We start from the raw sequence: 17,201 nt of genomic DNA, 5'->3' as shown, positions 1-17,201 counted from the left end.
CGATGACGCGGGCCGTCTGAATGCTCGCGTTGTCGAAATGCTCCGACGTTTCTCCCCAAACTCGTCGTATTCGCCACACCGACTACTGGTCAGAACGGTTTGACCGTTAGAGGTCAAATCGAGCACTATCAGGTACCTATTTAGGTACCTTGGAGTCTACTCGTGGAGCAACTACTCGCTAGCCGCTCAGTCAGCATCACAGAACTCAAGCGCAGTCCGAGCACTGTGATTGAGCAAGCCGGATCAGAGCCTGTGGCAGTGTTGAACCACAATCGCCCAGCCGCCTATCTTCTGCCGCAAGCGACTTATCAACGACTTCTAGACCGATTGCAGGCTGCTGAAATCCGCGAGGCAATTGCTGCTAGTAGAAACGACGCGCGGCCGCCTATTGACGCTGATACTGTTTTTGCAGAGCTGGACGCGATTATTGATATCGCCGCAACCGAACGAAATCGTAGATGAGGCAACTGAAATTCGCCGCAATGGCGCGTGATGACCTGCAGCAGATTGCTCGCTTTATTGCTAAGGACAATCCAGTCAGGGCGAGGTCTTTTGTTGGTGAAATCCGAACCCAGTGCGAGCTACTCGCTGATCAGCCAGAGATGGGTGTTTCTCAGGAGTATTACGCGAAGGGCTTGCGCAGAGTTACCCATGGCTTGTATTTGATATTTTATTCCCAGGTTCAAAACCACATTTTGATCGAGCGGGTACTGCACAGTGCCAGAGATATAGGTCGCCAGTTCGATTCTTCTGCTCAGGATTAATGAGTGTCACCGCTGCGTCACGCTTTCCCGCCACCCACAAAAAAGCCCCACACCCTACGGCCTGAGGCTTTCTCGTTTCTATCTATATGGTGCACCAGGCGGGATTCGAACCCACGACCACTGCCTTCGGAGGGCAGTACTCTATCCAGCTGAGCTACTGGTGCAAGCGGGCGCCATGATACTCATATGCACTGCGGGCGTCCATGCCGCTGAATCGACAGCGCTTTTTCAAAGCGTAACCTGCCATTGCTACGCTGATCTGAAATTTGTAGCAAATTCGACGTTTTCGTTCTTTTTTTCGAACAGCCTATTGTCCTTTACCCCCTTTGATCCTAGGATTCGTTTGAGATTTCAAACGCTCTTGTCTGGGTGCTGAACCGCACGAGTTCATTCCGTGCGCTATTTATGTGCTTCAGCCCGGTGAATGATTTCCCTGACGGCAGCCTTTTGAGGCGCCTTTCTACAATCATAATTTGCTCCGCGCGTGCCGCGGTGCTGTTAAGGAAAGCCGACATGCAGCTTAAAGACACCCAATTGTTCCGCCAGCAAGCCTTTATCGATGGCGCTTGGGTCGATGCGGACAATGGTCAGACGATCAAGGTCAACAACCCGGCAACGGGCGAAATTCTGGGCACTGTGCCGAAGATGGGCGCTGCCGAAACCCGCCGTGCGATCGAAGCTGCTGACAAAGCGCTGCCGGCCTGGCGTGCACTGACCGCCAAGGATCGCGCGAACAAGCTGCGTCGCTGGTTCGAGCTGATCATCGAGAACCAGGATGACCTGGCCCGCTTGATGACCCTGGAACAAGGCAAGCCATTGGCCGAAGCCAAGGGTGAAATCGTTTACGCCGCTTCCTTTATTGAGTGGTTCGCCGAAGAAGCCAAGCGCGTCTACGGAGATGTAATTCCGGGTCACCAGCCAGACAAGCGTCTGATCGTGATCAAGCAGCCGATCGGCGTGACCGCTGCGATCACCCCTTGGAACTTCCCGGCCGCAATGATCACCCGTAAAGCCGGCCCGGCGTTGGCCGCCGGTTGCACCATGGTGCTCAAGCCTGCTTCGCAAACGCCGTTCTCGGCCTTCGCTCTGGCCGAACTGGCTCAGCGTGCCGGCATTCCTGCGGGTGTGTTCAGTGTTGTTTCCGGCAGTGCCGGCGACATCGGTAGCGAGCTAACCAGCAACCCGATCGTGCGTAAGTTGTCCTTCACTGGCTCGACCGAAATCGGTCGTCAGCTGATGGCTGAATGCGCCAAGGACATCAAGAAAGTGTCTCTGGAACTGGGCGGCAACGCGCCGTTCATCGTGTTCGACGACGCGGACCTGGATAAGGCCGTCGAAGGCGCGATCATTTCCAAATACCGCAACAACGGCCAGACCTGCGTCTGCGCCAACCGTCTGTACATTCAGGATTCGGTCTACGACGCATTCGCCGAGAAGCTGAAAGTGGCGGTGTCGAAACTCAAGATCGGCAACGGTCTGGAAGATGGCACTACCACTGGCCCGCTGATCGACGAAAAAGCCGTGGCCAAGGTCAAAGAGCACATCGCTGATGCCGTTTCCAAAGGCGCCACCGTGCTGTCCGGCGGCAAGTCCATGGAAGGCAACTTCTTCGAGCCGACCATCCTGACTAACGTTCCGAATAACGCTGCCGTGGCCAAGGAAGAAACCTTCGGTCCATTGGCACCGCTGTTCCGCTTCAAAGACGAAGCCGAAGTGATCGCGATGTCGAACGACACCGAGTTCGGTCTGGCTTCGTACTTCTATGCGCGTGACCTGGGCCGTGTGTTCCGTGTGGCGGAAGCCCTGGAATACGGTATGGTCGGCGTCAACACCGGGTTGATCTCCAACGAAGTCGCGCCGTTCGGCGGCATCAAGGCGTCTGGCCTGGGCCGTGAAGGCTCCAAGTACGGCATCGAAGATTACCTGGAAATCAAATACCTCTGCCTGGGCATCTAATCTGTTAATACAGAGGCTCGGCAAGGCATTGCTATAAGCGGAAAGGGCACGAGAGCGCTGACCCTTTCTGCGTTACAAACGGAATTTTCTCTGTGGCCTGGAGCGCTGTGGCAGTCGATCATCGAATACTGCCGCCGTCATCTCCCGCCACATTTTCCTTGAGCTACGCCGCCCGATGAGCGGCGAATGAGGACTGTATGAGCAAGACTAACGCTTCCCTGATGAAACGCCGCGAAGCCGCTGTACCCCGCGGTGTTGGCCAAATTCACCCGATCTTCGCCGAGTCCGCGAAGAACGCCACCGTGACCGACGTTGAAGGTCGCGAGTTCATCGATTTCGCCGGCGGTATCGCCGTGCTGAACACCGGTCACGTACACCCGAAAATCATAGCCGCCGTGACCGAGCAGTTGAACAAGCTGACTCACACCTGCTTCCAGGTGCTGGCGTACGAACCGTACGTTGAAGTGTGCGAAAAAATCAACGCCAAGGTGCCAGGTGATTTCGAGAAGAAAACCCTGCTGGTCACTACCGGTTCCGAAGCCGTAGAAAACGCCGTGAAAATCGCCCGTGCCGCCACTGGCCGTGCCGGCGTGATCGCCTTCACCGGCGCTTATCACGGGCGCACCATGATGACCCTGGGCCTGACCGGTAAAGTCGTGCCTTACTCGGCCGGCATGGGCCTGATGCCAGGCGGTGTGTTCCGCGCGCTGTACCCGAACGAGCTGCACGGTGTGAGTATCGACGACTCCATCGCCAGCATCGAACGTATCTTCAAGAACGACGCAGAGCCGCGTGACATCGCTGCCATCATCATCGAACCCGTACAGGGCGAAGGCGGTTTCTACGTCGCGCCTAAAGAGTTCATGAAGCGTCTGCGCGCCTTGTGCGATCAGCACGGCATTCTGTTGATCGCTGACGAAGTGCAGACCGGCGCTGGCCGTACCGGCACTTTCTTTGCCATGGAACAGATGGGCGTTGCTGCCGACCTGACCACCTTCGCCAAATCCATCGCTGGCGGCTTCCCGTTGGCCGGTGTGTGCGGCAAGGCCGAATACATGGACGCCATTGCTCCAGGCGGCTTGGGCGGTACTTACGCCGGTAGCCCGATCGCTTGCGCCGCGGCCCTGGCCGTGATGGAAGTGTTCGAAGAAGAACACCTGCTGGACCGCTGCAAAGCAGTCGGCGAGCGTCTGGTGACTGGCCTTAAAGCCATCCAGGCCAAGTACCCGGTGATCGGAGAAGTCCGTGCCCTGGGCGCCATGATCGCGGTCGAGCTGTTCGTCGACGGCGATAGCCACAAGCCGAACGCTCCAGCGGTCGCTGCGGTGGTCGCCAAGGCTCGCGACAAGGGCCTGATCCTGCTGTCCTGCGGCACTTACGGCAACGTTTTGCGCGTCCTGGTACCGCTGACTTCGCCGGACGAGCAACTGGACAAAGGCTTGGCGATCATCGAAGAGTGCTTCTCCGAGCTCTGATACGGATGTGAGCTGCGCCACAAAAAAACCCGCCTCGGCGGGTTTTTTTATGTCGGTGTGTTGCATGTCGCTGTTAAACGACCAGCATTGGCTAAGGTTCAAGGAGTGCAAATGGAGTGTGCATATGAACGCCGTCGTTTTACCTGCTGTACCGCGCGTGCTGCTTGCCGAGGCCGATCCTTGGACCCGCGACCTGCTCAAGCAGGTGTTGTTGAGTGTGCGCTGCGATGCCCGGCTGGACCTGTGTGCTGACGGCCAGGAAGCGCTGCAGCTTTTGGCGGACATTCCTTACGACCTGGTGATCGTCGACTGGGAATTGCCCGGCGTCGATGGCTTGAACGTCTTGCGCAACGTCCGTCAGCGCAAACGCAATCCGCCCTTACCTTTCATTCTGATGAGCAGCCGCAACGACAGCGCTAGCGTGCGCGAGGCCCTGCCCCTGGCGCCCACGGCGTACCTGACCAAACCCCTGAACATGGAAATCCTGACCCAGCGTCTGCAAAGTTTGCTGCTCAATGCCGGTGAAGAGGTGTTCTGCGAGGTGCCGGCGCTTGCGTCGGGCATGAGGCTGTCGGTGTACCTGGAGCGTCGTCGTGAACTGGCCGATGGCGCGCCGTTGATGACCGACGTGCAACTGGCGGTCAAACGCAGCCTTAACCCCAACGGCCTCGACCTGACGCTGCTGGAGGAAGAAATCCGCACCGATCCGCAGATTACTGCCGTGCTGATCGCCGCCGCCAATAGCGCGGCCCAGCATCACGGCGCTGCGGTGCTCACCCTGGGTCAGGCGTTGCATCGTCTTGGAACAGGGCAGAGCATGAACCTGATTCTGGGGCTGGCGCTCAAGCGCAGCGCACAGCTCAGCGATCCGTTACTGGCGGACTATGCCGAGCGCTATTGGGGTCTGTCGCTGCACACCGCCGAATATGCCCGGACGTTGGCCCGTTTGCTCGATCTGGATCAGGAACGGTGCTATTGCGCGGGGATGTTGCATCGTTTGGGCGATCTGGCGTTGTTGCGCTGTTTGCAGGAATGGAAGCAAGCGGGTGGCGAGCTGGATGAATGGGAGGAGATCGGCGATGCGCTCGCCGAGTTCGGTGCGGCCTATGGGTCGGCGTTGCGCACTCGCTGGCGCTTGCCTCTCGAGCTGCGAGAGTTGATCGCGGCGGTCTATCAGCTCGGTGGCGGGGTTTACACTCGTGAGGCGCTGGTGATGAACATGGCGGCGCAGCTGGCACGCCTGACCGAGCATGAGGGCATCGAGGCGCTGGCTAATAGTCGCACAGCGCGGTTGCTGAAGATCGGGTTGCCGGAGTTGATGCGGTTGCGCAAAAAGTAACTGGGGCTGTCAGCCAGAGATTATCCGGTTCTTGCCCTGACGCTTCGCTTCATACATCGCCGCATCCGCCCGGGCGAACAGGCTGTCGATGCTTTCGTCCTCAGCGGTCATGCTGGTCAAGCCCTGGCTGACGGTGATGCCGAACGTCTTGTGCTCATGGCTGAAGCTCAATCGCTGAATCTCCTTTTGCAGGCGCTCGGCCACTTGCATGGCCATGTCTGGCGCGCAGCCGGGAAACACTGCGGCGAATTCCTCGCCACCAATTCGCCCGAACACATCACCGCGCCGCAACGTGCCGCGACCGGTCTCGGCGATGCGTTGCAGCACGTTGTCGCCTTCCGGATGCCCGTAGCTATCGTTGATCAACTTGAAATCATCAATGTCCAGCAGCAAAAACGCCATGGGCGTGCCTTGCTGGCGAGCCAGTTCGAATTCGCGGTGGGCGCAGTCAAAGAAATGCCGGCGATTGCTGCTTTGGGTCAGGCCGTCCGTGGTGGCCAGGCGATGCAGCTCGCTTTCCATCTGTTTCTTCTCGGTGATGTCTTCAGCAATGCCGACGATGATTACCGGACGGCCCGATTCGGCCTGTCGGTTAATAAAGCACTTGTCGCTTAGCCAGCGCACCTGACCTTCGCCATCGATGATGCGGTACTCACGGTCTTCTACGGCACCTTTGACCAGCACTTCGGCGAGGGTGCGCTCGGCGTATTCCAGATCGTCAGGGTAGATGCTGTCGCGCCACTGGTTGGAGTCGGACAGCAACAGCCCGGCGGATCGGCCGAAAATCCGTTCATAGGCCGGGCTGACGTAGAGCACTTGACGGGTTTCCCAGTTGAACGCCCAGAGTACTGCGTTAACACTCACCAGCAGCGAGCTGAACAGCTGTTCGCGTTCAGTCAGGCGCGCGACTTCGCCTTGGGCGTGCATCAGCGCCATCAGTGTTTGTGCGGCTTCAGGCCACTGGGGCAGGGATGTGTCTTGCAGGTTCTTGATGACCATCGGCACAAATCTCACAGGACGTGCCGCGAGTTCAACAGCGGCCACAACGAAGCCCGCCGTAGTGGCGAAGTGTCTTTGAGATAGGGGATCTGGAGCTAAGTTCCGAAGGGTGCGCCCGCGAACGGGGCGCACCGATCAACGGCGTCACGCAGAAGCGGCGGGGCGCAGGGAGTAGGTTTTCAGTTGATCGGCGAAGTCACGCAGGGATTGAATCCCGCTGGCTTCGGCTTCGTGTACCCAATCCTTGATGGCGGCCAGCATGTCGTGACCATTTGAGCTGGTCTTGACCCAGATCTGCTGCAGGGCCAGCCGTTTCTCGTAAATTACCTTCAGCGCCTGGCTGTGCTCGAGCATGGTCTGGATGCGCACGTGGTGTTTGTCATCGAGCAGGCTGGTTTCACGCGAGAGCAGACGTTTGGCCCGGTGGAACTGGTGGCGGACCGAGTGATCGACCTTTTCCAGTTCCTGCTTGACCAGCGGCGCGATCACCAATTTGCGGTACTGCGCCATGATCTGGAAGCGGTTGTTGAGGATGGCCATGGCGGTGTCCATGTCCAGGCTGCCTTTACCTTCGACCCGGTGGGCGATCGGCGCAACCCGCTGAACCTTGGCCAGTCGCAGGAAACTGAAGACCTGGATCCAGGCCCAGCCGAGGTCGAATTCCCACTTCTTGACCGACAGTTTTGCCGAATTAGGGTAGGTGTGATGGTTGTTATGCAGTTCTTCGCCGCCGATCAGAATGCCCCAAGGCACCAGATTGGTCGCCGCATCGCGGCATTCGAAGTTGCGGTAACCGACGGCATGACCCAGGCCATTGACCACGCCGGCAGCCCAGACCGGAATCCACATCATCTGGATGGCCCAGATGGTGATACCGATGGTGCCGAACAGCAGCAGGTCGATGACGCCCATGATTGCCACGCCCAGCAGCGGGAAGCGGCTGTACAGGTTACGTTCGATCCAGTCTTCGGGGCAGTTCTTGCCGTAGATGCGCAAGGTCTCGGGGTTTTCCGCTTCGCTGCGATACAGCTCGGCGCCCTTGCGCAGGACGGTGGACAAACCCTTGATGACCGGGCTGTGGGGGTCGTCGACGGTTTCGCATTTGGCGTGATGCTTGCGGTGGATGGCAGTCCACTCGCGGGTGTTCTGCGCCGTGGTCAGCCACAGCCAGAAGCGGAAGAAATGTTTCAGGCCGGCATTGAGCTCGAGCGAGCGATGGGCTGAATAACGATGCAGATAGACCGTCACGCCGATAATCGTGACGTGGGTCATCAGCAGGGTGACTGCCACCAGTGACCAAGGTGACAAGCCGAGAAAACCTTCGTACCACATAGGCTATAGGGCCCTCGATAAATAAAAAAACAGCCGTAGCATTATCACTAAGCCCGCAGATAAAACCAGTCACCCTTTCAGATAAGAGTGGCTGGATGTTTCTTTCACCTATAATTCCAACCCTTTTGTAGGGACATGGACGGCCGAATGTCTGCCACCTATCGCGACGCATTGCGCGCAGCGCTGCTTTACCTGTTGCTATCCGTAGTCTGGCTGCAGTTCAGTGGTTACTTATTGAACAGTTTCTTCGATAGCTCCGACGAGCTGTTGCGATGGCAACTGATCAACGGTTACGCGTGGGTCCTGTTGAGCGCCGGGTTGATTTTCATCGCGCGCGCACGATTGCTTCGGTGCCTGGGTCTCGGCGCGAAACTGCGTGAGCGCCACGAAGACCGCGAGCGTTTGCGCCAAGCGGCGGCGGTGTTCGATTGCACCCGCGAAGGCGTGTTGGTCACCAATGGCAAAGGCGTCATCGTCCACGTGAACCGGGCGTTCATAGAAATCACCGGCTATCAGCGTGAAGAAGTGCTGGGCCAGCAACCCAGCTTGTTCAAGTCCGGCCGGCATCCGGTGGCTTTCTACCAGGCGATGTTCGCGACGCTGAAAAATGGTGGCGAATGGAGCGGCGAGATCTGGAACCGGCGCAAGAGCGGCGAAATCTACCCGCAATGGCAGACGATCCGTGTGATTCACGACGATCAGGGCCGGCTCAGCCATTACGTTGCGGTGTTCTCCGACATCAGTGCGATCAAGGATTCCGAGCACGAACTCAAGTACCTGGCTCATCACGACCCGCTGACCGATCTGCCCAACCGCCTGCTGTTCACCGACCGTGCCCACCAGGCGCTGGCGTCGGCGCAGATCCACAAGCGCAGCTGCGCCTTGCTGATGATCGATCTGGATCACTTCAAGATGATCAATGACAGCCTCGGTCACACCATCGGCGACCAATTGCTCAAGGCCGTGGCCAAGCGCCTGAAAGCGATGTTTGGTCCGGGAATTACCCTGGCCCGGCTGGGTGGCGACGAATTCGCGGTGTTGGCGGAAAGTTGTCCACAGCTGGTACACGCCGCGGCGCTGGCCCAGCGCGTCGTCGAAGGCCTGAAGAAGCCGTTCGTAATCGACGGGCATCGGCTGTTTATCAATGCCAGCATCGGCATCAGCCTGTTTCCCGGCGACGCCGTGAGCGCCGAGCAGCTGTTGCGCAACGCCGATTCGGCGCTGTTCAAGGCCAAAAGCGCCGGCCGTGACGGCTACGCCCTCTACACCGAAGCGTTGACCGCACACGCTCAGCAGAGGGTCGAGACCGCATCCGAGTTGCGCCGTGCGCTGGAACACCAGGAGCTGCGGGTGTTTTACCAGCCGGTTCACGACCTAAAAAGCCGTGGCCTTGTGGGGGTCGAAGCGCTGGTGCGTTGGGACCATCCGCAGCGCGGGCTGGTGTCGCCGGCAGAGTTCATCCCGATTGCCGAGCGCACCGGATTGATCGCCGAGATCGATGCCTGGGTCATGCGCCAGGCCTGTCAGCAGATGTGCCAGTGGCAGCAGGCTGGCGTGGTGCTGTCGTTTGTCGCGGTGAATGTTTCATCACGCTTGTTCGCTCGCCGTGAGCTGTATGAGCAAGTGGCGCAGGTGCTGCACGAAACCGGGCTGGATCCGGCCTGTCTGGAACTGGAAGTCACTGAAAGCGCAGTGATGGACGATCCGGAAGTGGCGCTGGAACAGATGCATCACTTGCGTGAACTCGGCGTGCAACTGGCCATCGATGATTTCGGCACCGGGTATTCGTCGTTGTTGCGGCTCAAGCGTTTGCCGGTGCAGAAGCTCAAGATCGATCAGGGCTTTGTGGCCGGGTTGCCGTGGGATGAGGACGATGGGGCAATCGTGAGGGTGATCATCGCTCTCGCGCAGAGCATGGGCATGCAAGTGCATGCCGAGGGGATTGAACAGGTTGAGCAGGCGAGTTTCCTCCTCGAGCAAGGTTGCGATCTTGGGCAGGGTTACTGGTTTGGGCGGCCGGTGCCGGCCGAGCAGCTGGACTGGATGCACGCCCCGGGAATCCACTGACCACCAACAATGTGCGGCCGTCCCAAGCCCTGTGGGAGCTGGCTTGCCAGCGATAGCGGCCGCACATTCTGCGCCAGCCTCAACGTCCTCATCGCTGGCAAGCCAGCTCCCACAGGGTTCGTGTTGTAGATAGATCAAGCGTAAACCCTCGCGGCGGCAAAAAATTTCTTTTAGTTATATAAACATTCTTAAATAGTCTTTTTAAGAATATCTGCACCTATCTACTATTGGCCTCACGCCGCAAGCAGTGCCGCCCACTGCCAGGCAACCTCTCAGTCGAAGGAGCAGCACCATGAGCGCATCCCTACGTAGTGTTGACGGTCAAGACGAAGCCACCATTTTGCGCGAGATCCAGAGCGCCCTGCGTGACCTGCGATTTGGCGCCGTGGAAATCACCGTGCACAACGCTCAGGTGGTCCAGATCGAACGCAAAGAAAAATTCCGTTTGCAGAGCCCGAGCAACAAACCAAGCTAAAAGCACCGGCAAACCGCTTCCCGCAATCATAAAAAAAGCCAACACACCTAGAATTCCAGGAGCTTTCACCATGTCGTCGATTCGTCATTTCGCTTTGGCCGCTCTGGCCAGTGCCCTTTTTGCGGGCTCCGCGGTTGCCAAGGATTACGAACTGCTCAACGTGTCGTACGACCCGACCCGCGAGCTGTATCAGGATTACAACGCTGAATTCGTCAAGTTCTGGCAGGCGGACCACGCTGGCGACACCGTGAAAATCCAGCAGTCCCACGGTGGCTCGGGCAAACAGGGCCGTGCGGTCATCGACGGTCTGCGCGCTGACGTGGTGACCCTGGCTCTGGCCGGTGACATCGACGAAATTGCCAAACTGGGCAAAACCCTGCCGGCGGACTGGCAGACGCGTCTGCCGGATGCGAGTACTCCTTACACCTCGACCATCGTGTTCCTGGTCCGTAAAGGCAACCCTAAGGGCATCAAGGACTGGGGCGACCTGGTCAAGAATGACGTGTCGGTGATCACGCCAAACCCGAAAACCTCCGGCGGCGCTCGCTGGAACTTCCTCGCGGCGTGGGCTTATGGCCTGAAAGCCAATGGCGGCAATGAAGCCAAAGCCAAGGAATACGTACAGACCCTGTTCAAGCACGTACCCGTGCTGGACACCGGTGCTCGCGGTTCGACCATTACTTTCGTCAACAACGGTCAGGGTGACGTGCTGCTGGCCTGGGAAAACGAAGCGTTCCTGGCACTGAAAGAAGACGGCGGCGCTGACAAGTTCGAAATCGTCGTCCCTTCGCTGTCGATCCTGGCTGAGCCGCCCGTCGCTGTCGTCGACAAGAACGCCGAGAAGAAAGGCAACGAGCAAATCGCCGAGGCCTACCTCAAGCATCTGTACAGCCCGGCGGGTCAGGAAATTGCCGCGAAAAACTTCTACCGTCCACGTGACAAGGACGTTTCCGCCAAGTACGCCAAGCAGTTCCCGAAACTGGACCTGGTGACCATCGACAAAGACTTCGGCGGCTGGAAAACTGCCCAACCGAAATTCTTTAACGACGGTGGCGTGTTCGACCAGATTTACCAGGCGCAGTAACCTGCAATAAGCCATAAACGAGCCCCGGATTTACGTTCGGGGCTTTGTGCGTTCTCAACCAAGGACTTTTATGTCGCGTCGTATCTCCCCCGTCATACCCGGCTTCGGGCTGACGCTGGGCTACACCTTGGTGTACCTCAGCCTGATTGTGCTCATACCACTGGCGGCGATGTTCGTGCATGCCTCGCAACTGACCTGGGATCAGTTCTGGGCAATCATCTCGGCGCCTCGCGTGCTGGCGGCACTGAAGCTGAGCTTTGGCACCGCGCTGTACGCCGCGATCATCAACGGCATCATCGGTACGTTGCTGGCCTGGGTGCTGGTGCGCTACACCTTCCCCGGTCGCAAGATCATCGATGCGATGATCGACTTGCCCTTCGCGTTGCCCACGGCCGTGGCCGGTATCGCGTTGACCGCGCTGTATGCGCCGAACGGCTGGGTCGGTCAGTTTGCTGCGGACCTGGGCTTCAAGATCGCCTACACCCCCTTGGGCATCACGCTGGCGTTGACGTTCGTCACGCTGCCATTCGTGGTGCGTACCGTACAGCCAGTGTTGGCCGATATCCCCCGTGAAGTTGAAGAAGCGGCGGCGTGTCTGGGTGCAAAACCGTTACAGGTTTTCCGCCATATCCTGGTGCCCGCCCTGTTGCCTGCCTGGCTCACCGGATTTGCACTGGCTTTTGCCCGTGGGGTTGGCGAGTACGGTTCGGTGATTTTCATCGCTGGCAACATGCCGATGAAAACGGAAATCCTGCCGCTGCTGATCATGGTCAAGCTCGACCAGTATGATTACACCGGCGCTACGTCCATTGGCGTATTGATGCTGGTGGTTTCCTTCGTCCTGTTGCTGCTGATCAACTTGCTGCAACGCCGCATCGAAACCCCATAAGGAGGCGCAGAAATGTCCCAATCGTCTATTGCTGCTGCTTCCTCGAACGCTGCCCGCCGTGGCAGCGCCCATTCGCGGCGAATCCTGATCGGTCTCGGCTGGCTGGTGTTTGCGCTGTTCTTGTTGCTGCCGCTGGTGATCGTGGTGTCCCAGGGTTTGAAAAACGGACTGGGCGGGTTCTTCACCGCGGTCCTTGAACCCGACGCGTTGTCTGCGCTGAAACTCACGCTGATCGCCGTGTTGATTTCAGTGCCGCTGAACGTGGTGTTCGGCGTCAGCGCCGCGTGGTGCGTGAGCAAATACTCGTTCCGCGGCAAGAGCATCCTGGTCACCCTGATCGACCTGCCGTTCTCGGTGTCGCCGGTGATCGCCGGTCTGGTCTACGTATTGATGTTCGGCGCCCAGGGCCTGTTCGGGCCGTGGTTGCAGGATCACGATATCCAGATCGTCTTCGCGTTGCCAGGCATCGTGCTGGCGACAATTTTCGTCACCGTGCCGTTCGTGGCGCGCGAGCTGATCCCGCTGATGCAGGAACAAGGCACCCAGGAAGAAGAAGCCGCGCGCCTGCTGGGCGCCAATGGTTGGCAGATGTTCTGGCACGTCACCGTTCCCAATATCAAATGGGGCCTGATCTACGGCGTGGTGCTGTGCACGGCGCGGGCGATGGGTGAGTTCGGTGCGGTGTCGGTGGTTTCCGGGCATATTCGCGGGGTGACCAACACCTTGCCGTTGCACGTCGAGATCCTCTACAACGAATACAACCACGTGGCCGCGTTCGCGGTAGCGAGCCTGTTGCTGATCATGGCGCTCTTCATCCTGCTGCTTAAGCAGTGGAGCGAAAACCGTATTAACCGCCTGCGCGCCAGCGCCGCGGAGGAATAACTCATGTCGATCGAAGTGCGTAACGTCAGCAAGAATTTCAATGCGTTCAAGGCGCTGGACAACATCAGCCTGGATATTCACAGCGGCGAGCTCGTGGCGCTGCTGGGCCCGTCGGGTTGCGGCAAGACCACATTGCTGCGGATCATTGCCGGTCTGGAAACCCCGGACAAAGGCAACATCGTGTTCCACGGCGAAGACGTGTCCGGCCATGACGTGCGTGATCGCAACGTCGGTTTCGTGTTCCAGCATTACGCGTTGTTCCGCCACATGACGGTGTTCGATAACGTCGCCTTCGGCCTGCGGATGAAACCGAAAAACCAGCGCCCGAGCGAAAGCCAGATCGCGGTGAAGGTTCACGAATTGCTGAACATGGTGCAACTGGACTGGTTGTCGGATCGCTATCCAGAGCAACTGTCGGGTGGTCAGCGTCAGCGTATTGCGTTGGCCCGTGCCTTGGCGGTGGAACCGAAAGTTCTGCTGCTCGACGAACCGTTCGGCGCCCTCGACGCCAAGGTCCGCAAAGAGCTGCGTCGCTGGCTGGCGCGGCTGCATGAAGACATCAACCTGACTTCCGTTTTCGTAACCCACGACCAGGAAGAGGCGATGGAAGTCGCGGACCGCATCGTGGTGATGAACAAGGGCGTGATCGAGCAGATCGGCTCACCGGGCGACGTTTACGAAAACCCGGCCAGTGATTTCGTTTATCACTTCCTGGGTGATTCGAACCGTCTGCATTTGGGTGAGGACAACCACGTGCTGTTCCGTCCGCACGAAGTGTCCCTGTCGCGGCATGAGCTGGAAGACCACCACGCGGCCGAAGTGCGGGACATTCGTCCGCTGGGCGCGACGACCCGGGTGACGCTGAAGGTCGAAGGCCAGAGCGAGCTGATCGAAGCTGAAGTGGTCAAGGACCACGACAGCCTGACTGGGCTGGCGAAGGGTGAGACGCTGTTCTTCAAGCCGAAGGTCTGGCAGAAAATCGCCAACCTCTAAAAGCATCGCAAGCAGGCTCGCTCTCACAATGGATCGGTGTCGCATACAAATTGTGTGACCGACCGAAAACCCTGTGGGAGCGAGCCTGCTCCGGGCGGCGTTCCGACGAAGGCGTTTTACGCAGCAGCGCGCTTCGGATTGACCCGCACACCACCCGCCCGCGCCTCGATCTGCGCTTTCAACTCATTGCGCATCCCCAGCAAAAACGCCAGCTCCGCCACCACAAACAACGGACCGACAATCAACCCCGTCACGTCATCGACAAATGCCGGTTTGCGTCCTTCATAGTGATGGCCGACAAACTGAATCGCCCAGCCGACCACAAACATCCCGATCCCGCTCGACAGCCACACCATCGTGCTTTGCTGCGCCAGCTCGTGACCAGCCCAAACGCACAGCCCCAGCAACGCTGTCATCAACACCCCGAGGCGCAGTTCCAGGCGCAGGTAGAACCAGGCCGACGCCAGCGACGCCAGCACCGCCGGCGAAAGCCAGCCGCCGGCCCATTGCGGACGGGACAGCAACACCGCCACCGCGACGACAATCAGCGGGATGCCGATAAAGTGGCTGGCAATATTGCGTGGGTCACGGTGGTAGGCGGCGTATTGACTGAGATGGTCAACGAGGCTTTTCATTGTTATTCCTCCTGTAGGGTGACTGATCTTGCCCCGGGTTCCCCTTTCGCTCTGTCAGGCAGGCGACAATCTCCAGGAGTTTTAATGGATATGCAGGTTTGGCGTTCGCGCCTGATGACGGGCCAATGGTTCAGCCATCTGCCGGCTCCCTTACAGAATAGTCTGCTGGCCGCCGCCAGGGTGCGGCGCCTGTCGACGGGGCAGCGCCTGTTCAAGCGCGGCGATCCGCCGTGTGGCCTGTACGCGGTGCTCGAAGGTGCGGTGCGCATCGGCGCGGTGAGCGAGCAAGGCAAGGAAGCGCTGCTGAGCCTGGTGGAATCGCCGCACTGGTTCGGCGAAATCTGCCTGTTCGACGGCCAGCCGCGCACCCATGATGCCTTTGGCGTGGGCCAGTGCGTTCTGCTGCACATTCCGCAGTCAGCGTTGCTGGCCTTGCTCGACGAGCAGCCGCTGTACTGGCGGCAACTGGCGCTGCTGATGAGCCAGAAACTGCGCCTGACCTTCATCAACCTCGAACAACTAAGCCTGATGTCGGCGCCGGCGCGGTTGGCCCATCGGCTGCTGATGATCGCCGACGGTTACGGTGAAATCGACCCGCCCAAGCGGGTGCTGCAACTGCCGCAGGAACAACTGGCGTCGATGTTGTCGTTGTCGCGCCAGACCACCAATCAAATTCTCAAGGAGTTGCAGGGCTTGGGAATTCTTGATCTGAAGTACGGTGAGATCGAAATTCTCGATGCCGAGCGGTTGCGGGCATTGGCGATTTTTTAAAAGCGTCGGTAAAGGTGGGCTTTACTCGCGAAGGCGCTTAGCCTGTCACCACGACAAATGAGGTGTGCCATGCGTGTGCTGTTAGTGGAAGACGAACCGGAGATCGCCAAGCTCTTGGCGAACGGCCTGAACGAGGCGAGCTACACGGTGGATGTGGCGCTCAACGGCATGGACGGTCGCCGTTTTATCGAGTCTGGCGAATACGAGCTGATCATCCTCGACGTCATGCTGCCGGGGTTGAATGGCTGGCAGTTGCAGCAACAGGTGCGCAAGCTCGGCGAGACGCCGGTGCTGTTCCTCACCACCCGGGATGGCATTGAGGATCGGCTGCGCGGGCTGGAGCTGCATGAAGACGATTACCTGCTCAAGCCGTTTACTGTGAGTGAGCTGGTGGCGCGGGTGCGCAAGTTGTTGCGGCGGGATCGGGGGCGCTAGGATCTACCGGGGTGTTCGGGCTTGGCGTGAAGAAGCCGGAACTGGCAACACACCTCTACCGCAACCCATCCCGAAACTGCCCCGGCGTCATCCCCGTCCAGCGCTTGAACGCGCGGCTGAAACTGCTGGTATCGGCAAACCCCAACAGATAACTGATCTCGCTCAACGAGCATTGCGGGTCGCGCAGGTGCAGCAGCGCAAGATTCTCGCGGCTTTCATTGAGCAGCGTATCGAACCGGCAGCCCTCGTCCGCCAGATGCCGTTGCAGGCTGCGCAAACTCAGGTGCAAGGCCTGGGCGATATGCTCGGCGCTGGGCTCGCCTTCGGGCAATTGCTCTTCGATGGCATCGCGCACCTTGCGTTCCCAGGTCAGCAACTTGAGCTGCGCCAACGTGCGTTTGAGCACGGTTTCGTTGTGTTCGGCCAGTTCCGGATTGGCGTCGTCCAGGTGACTGTCGAAATCCGCCAGGGAAAACTCCAGCCGGTCTTCACCGGCCGAAAAATACACCGGAGCGCGGAAGACCTTGTGCCATTGATGCGCGTCCGCCGGTTCCGGGCGGCGCAGGTACACCGCCAGCGGCGCATAGTCGCGGCCGAGACGGTTACGGCAGGTGCGCACGTAAATCGCGGTGAAGGCGTCGATGGCTTCGAACGCGGGGGCCGGGTTGCCGGGCGGGATCTTCAGGCAGAAGCGGTAGCGATCTTCTGCGCGAGTCAGTTCAAGCTCCAGGGCATCGCTGACCACTTGGTGATAACGCACGATGCGCTCGAACACTTCGCGCAGACTGCCGCTGGCCACCAGCGCATAACCGAGCGCGTGAAAGGTGGTCGGGCTGACGAACCTTGACACCCGCAGGCCGATCGCCGGATCACCGCTGACCTGCACGGCGATTTGCCACAGGCGCGTGGTGCCGGACAACGGGTAACGGGCGTTCGGGTCGTCCATCAGTTGCGGGTCGAGCCCCGCCTGTTGGCACAGGGCGGTGCTGTCGAGGCCCAGCGCATCGAGTTGCTTGCGCAGGGCGCGGGTCCAGCTGGCGAGGGAGGTCGGTTCAGTCATGCTGATTGGCGCTTCCGGTCAACAGGTTGGCGTCCACGGCTACCG

17 protein-coding genes and 1 tRNA gene are annotated in these 17,201 nt (G+C 59.3%); 13 read left to right on the top strand and 5 right to left on the bottom strand.

The genetic code is table 11. From position 1 onward, the window contains the following. Positions 1-162 precede the first annotated feature (162 nt). Positions 163-462: a type II toxin-antitoxin system Phd/YefM family antitoxin gene (locus ACYZT4_RS20190; protein WP_461982613.1), complete on the top strand. Its 300-nt coding sequence runs from the start codon at positions 163-165 to the stop codon at positions 460-462. Next, entirely contained in the window at positions 459-764 is a 306-nt protein-coding gene (locus ACYZT4_RS20185; RefSeq protein ID WP_461982611.1) for a type II toxin-antitoxin system RelE/ParE family toxin, read from the top strand. Before ACYZT4_RS20190 ends, ACYZT4_RS20185 begins: the two co-directional genes overlap by 4 nt. Before the next feature lie 87 nt (positions 765-851). On the opposite strand, the gene ACYZT4_RS20180 is transcribed toward ACYZT4_RS20185, so the two are convergent. Next, positions 852-928 (bottom strand) — tRNA-Arg (locus ACYZT4_RS20180). 349 nt (positions 929-1,277) lie between these two features. On the opposite strand from ACYZT4_RS20180, the gene gabD reads away from it, so the two are divergent. The 3 genes from gabD to ACYZT4_RS20165 all read left to right on the top strand — a co-directional run bounded on the left by gabD (position 1,278) and on the right by ACYZT4_RS20165 (position 5,534). Continuing rightward, the gene (gene gabD, locus ACYZT4_RS20175) at positions 1,278-2,720 is read left to right on the top strand and encodes an NADP-dependent succinate-semialdehyde dehydrogenase (RefSeq protein WP_461982609.1); all 1,443 of its coding nucleotides are present in this window, start codon (positions 1,278-1,280) and stop codon (positions 2,718-2,720) included. Between the two features lie 197 nt (positions 2,721-2,917). Next, on the top strand, positions 2,918-4,195 hold the full coding sequence (gene gabT, locus ACYZT4_RS20170) for a 4-aminobutyrate--2-oxoglutarate transaminase (protein WP_461982608.1): 1,278 nt from the start codon (positions 2,918-2,920) through the stop codon (positions 4,193-4,195). Between the two features lie 124 nt (positions 4,196-4,319). Beyond that, positions 4,320-5,534 (top strand): HDOD domain-containing protein, encoded by a 1,215-nt coding sequence (locus ACYZT4_RS20165; RefSeq protein ID WP_461982606.1) that lies wholly within the window; start codon positions 4,320-4,322, stop codon positions 5,532-5,534. 9 nt (positions 5,535-5,543) lie between these two features. Here the strand turns inward: ACYZT4_RS20165 and ACYZT4_RS20160 are convergent, their stop codons facing one another. Then, positions 5,544-6,533: a GGDEF domain-containing protein gene (locus ACYZT4_RS20160; RefSeq protein ID WP_461982604.1), complete on the bottom strand. Its 990-nt coding sequence runs from the start codon at positions 6,531-6,533 to the stop codon at positions 5,544-5,546. 144 nt (positions 6,534-6,677) lie between these two features. Continuing rightward, a complete protein-coding gene (desA, locus tag ACYZT4_RS20155) occupies positions 6,678-7,865 on the bottom strand; it encodes a delta-9 fatty acid desaturase DesA (RefSeq protein WP_461982602.1) in 1,188 nt (395 codons plus the stop codon). A 147-nt stretch (positions 7,866-8,012) separates the two neighbouring features. On the opposite strand from desA, the gene dibA reads away from it, so the two are divergent. From dibA to ACYZT4_RS20125, 6 genes are all read left to right on the top strand, one after another. Further along, positions 8,013-9,932, top strand: coding sequence for a phosphodiesterase DibA (dibA, locus tag ACYZT4_RS20150; RefSeq protein ID WP_461982600.1), 1,920 nt, complete (start codon positions 8,013-8,015; stop codon positions 9,930-9,932). A gap of 292 nt (positions 9,933-10,224) precedes the next feature. Beyond that, positions 10,225-10,407, top strand: a complete 183-nt coding sequence (oscA, locus tag ACYZT4_RS20145) for a sulfur starvation response protein OscA (RefSeq protein ID WP_134419279.1) — start codon at positions 10,225-10,227, stop codon at positions 10,405-10,407. Positions 10,408-10,477: 70 nt separating this feature from the next. Continuing rightward, a complete protein-coding gene (locus ACYZT4_RS20140) occupies positions 10,478-11,491 on the top strand; it encodes a sulfate ABC transporter substrate-binding protein (protein WP_461982598.1) in 1,014 nt (337 codons plus the stop codon). A gap of 70 nt (positions 11,492-11,561) precedes the next feature. Next, positions 11,562-12,380, top strand: a complete 819-nt coding sequence (gene cysT, locus ACYZT4_RS20135) for a sulfate ABC transporter permease subunit CysT (protein ID WP_150633164.1) — start codon at positions 11,562-11,564, stop codon at positions 12,378-12,380. Between the two features lie 12 nt (positions 12,381-12,392). Continuing rightward, entirely contained in the window at positions 12,393-13,262 is an 870-nt protein-coding gene (cysW, locus tag ACYZT4_RS20130; protein ID WP_461982595.1) for a sulfate ABC transporter permease subunit CysW, read from the top strand. Positions 13,263-13,265: 3 nt separating this feature from the next. Continuing rightward, on the top strand, positions 13,266-14,255 hold the full coding sequence (locus tag ACYZT4_RS20125; protein WP_461982593.1) for a sulfate/molybdate ABC transporter ATP-binding protein: 990 nt from the start codon (positions 13,266-13,268) through the stop codon (positions 14,253-14,255). A 116-nt stretch (positions 14,256-14,371) separates the two neighbouring features. Here ACYZT4_RS20125 and ACYZT4_RS20120 read toward each other — a convergent pair whose 3' ends face one another. After that, positions 14,372-14,890 (bottom strand): Mpo1 family 2-hydroxy fatty acid dioxygenase, encoded by a 519-nt coding sequence (locus ACYZT4_RS20120; protein ID WP_461982591.1) that lies wholly within the window; start codon positions 14,888-14,890, stop codon positions 14,372-14,374. 84 nt (positions 14,891-14,974) lie between these two features. On the opposite strand from ACYZT4_RS20120, the gene ACYZT4_RS20115 reads away from it, so the two are divergent. Both ACYZT4_RS20115 and ACYZT4_RS20110 read left to right on the top strand, forming a co-directional pair. Then, entirely contained in the window at positions 14,975-15,661 is a 687-nt protein-coding gene (locus ACYZT4_RS20115) for a Crp/Fnr family transcriptional regulator (protein WP_461982589.1), read from the top strand. 69 nt (positions 15,662-15,730) lie between these two features. Continuing rightward, the gene (locus tag ACYZT4_RS20110; RefSeq protein ID WP_461982587.1) at positions 15,731-16,096 is read left to right on the top strand and encodes a response regulator; all 366 of its coding nucleotides are present in this window, start codon (positions 15,731-15,733) and stop codon (positions 16,094-16,096) included. Positions 16,097-16,151: 55 nt separating this feature from the next. Here the strand turns inward: ACYZT4_RS20110 and ACYZT4_RS20105 are convergent, their stop codons facing one another. Next, the gene (locus ACYZT4_RS20105) at positions 16,152-17,156 is read right to left on the bottom strand and encodes an AraC family transcriptional regulator (RefSeq protein ID WP_461982585.1); all 1,005 of its coding nucleotides are present in this window, start codon (positions 17,154-17,156) and stop codon (positions 16,152-16,154) included. Positions 17,157-17,201 lie beyond the last annotated feature (45 nt).

Source organism: Pseudomonas sp. GB2N2 (assembly GCF_054897705.1).
The sequence above is the reverse complement of the archived record's forward strand: the minus strand, read 5'-3'. Positions and strand labels throughout refer to the sequence as shown.

Bases quoted from the DNA above. Each gene is read 5' to 3' on its own strand.
- ACYZT4_RS20185 (WP_461982611.1), top strand. From the start codon at position 459: ATGAGGCAACTGAAATTCGCCGCAATGGCGCGTGATGACCTGCAGCAG.
- gabD (WP_461982609.1), top strand. From the start codon at position 1,278: ATGCAGCTTAAAGACACCCAATTGTTCCGCCAGCAAGCCTTTATCGAT.
- gabT (WP_461982608.1), top strand. From the start codon at position 2,918: ATGAGCAAGACTAACGCTTCCCTGATGAAACGCCGCGAAGCCGCTGTA.
- ACYZT4_RS20165 (WP_461982606.1), top strand. From the start codon at position 4,320: ATGAACGCCGTCGTTTTACCTGCTGTACCGCGCGTGCTGCTTGCCGAG.
- ACYZT4_RS20160 (WP_461982604.1), bottom strand. From the start codon at position 6,533: ATGGTCATCAAGAACCTGCAAGACACATCCCTGCCCCAGTGGCCTGAA.
- desA (WP_461982602.1), bottom strand. From the start codon at position 7,865: ATGTGGTACGAAGGTTTTCTCGGCTTGTCACCTTGGTCACTGGTGGCA.
- dibA (WP_461982600.1), top strand. From the start codon at position 8,013: ATGTCTGCCACCTATCGCGACGCATTGCGCGCAGCGCTGCTTTACCTG.
- oscA (WP_134419279.1), top strand. From the start codon at position 10,225: ATGAGCGCATCCCTACGTAGTGTTGACGGTCAAGACGAAGCCACCATT.
- ACYZT4_RS20140 (WP_461982598.1), top strand. From the start codon at position 10,478: ATGTCGTCGATTCGTCATTTCGCTTTGGCCGCTCTGGCCAGTGCCCTT.
- cysT (WP_150633164.1), top strand. From the start codon at position 11,562: ATGTCGCGTCGTATCTCCCCCGTCATACCCGGCTTCGGGCTGACGCTG.
- cysW (WP_461982595.1), top strand. From the start codon at position 12,393: ATGTCCCAATCGTCTATTGCTGCTGCTTCCTCGAACGCTGCCCGCCGT.
- ACYZT4_RS20125 (WP_461982593.1), top strand. From the start codon at position 13,266: ATGTCGATCGAAGTGCGTAACGTCAGCAAGAATTTCAATGCGTTCAAG.
- ACYZT4_RS20120 (WP_461982591.1), bottom strand. From the start codon at position 14,890: ATGAAAAGCCTCGTTGACCATCTCAGTCAATACGCCGCCTACCACCGT.
- ACYZT4_RS20115 (WP_461982589.1), top strand. From the start codon at position 14,975: ATGGATATGCAGGTTTGGCGTTCGCGCCTGATGACGGGCCAATGGTTC.
- ACYZT4_RS20110 (WP_461982587.1), top strand. From the start codon at position 15,731: ATGCGTGTGCTGTTAGTGGAAGACGAACCGGAGATCGCCAAGCTCTTG.
- ACYZT4_RS20105 (WP_461982585.1), bottom strand. From the start codon at position 17,156: ATGACTGAACCGACCTCCCTCGCCAGCTGGACCCGCGCCCTGCGCAAG.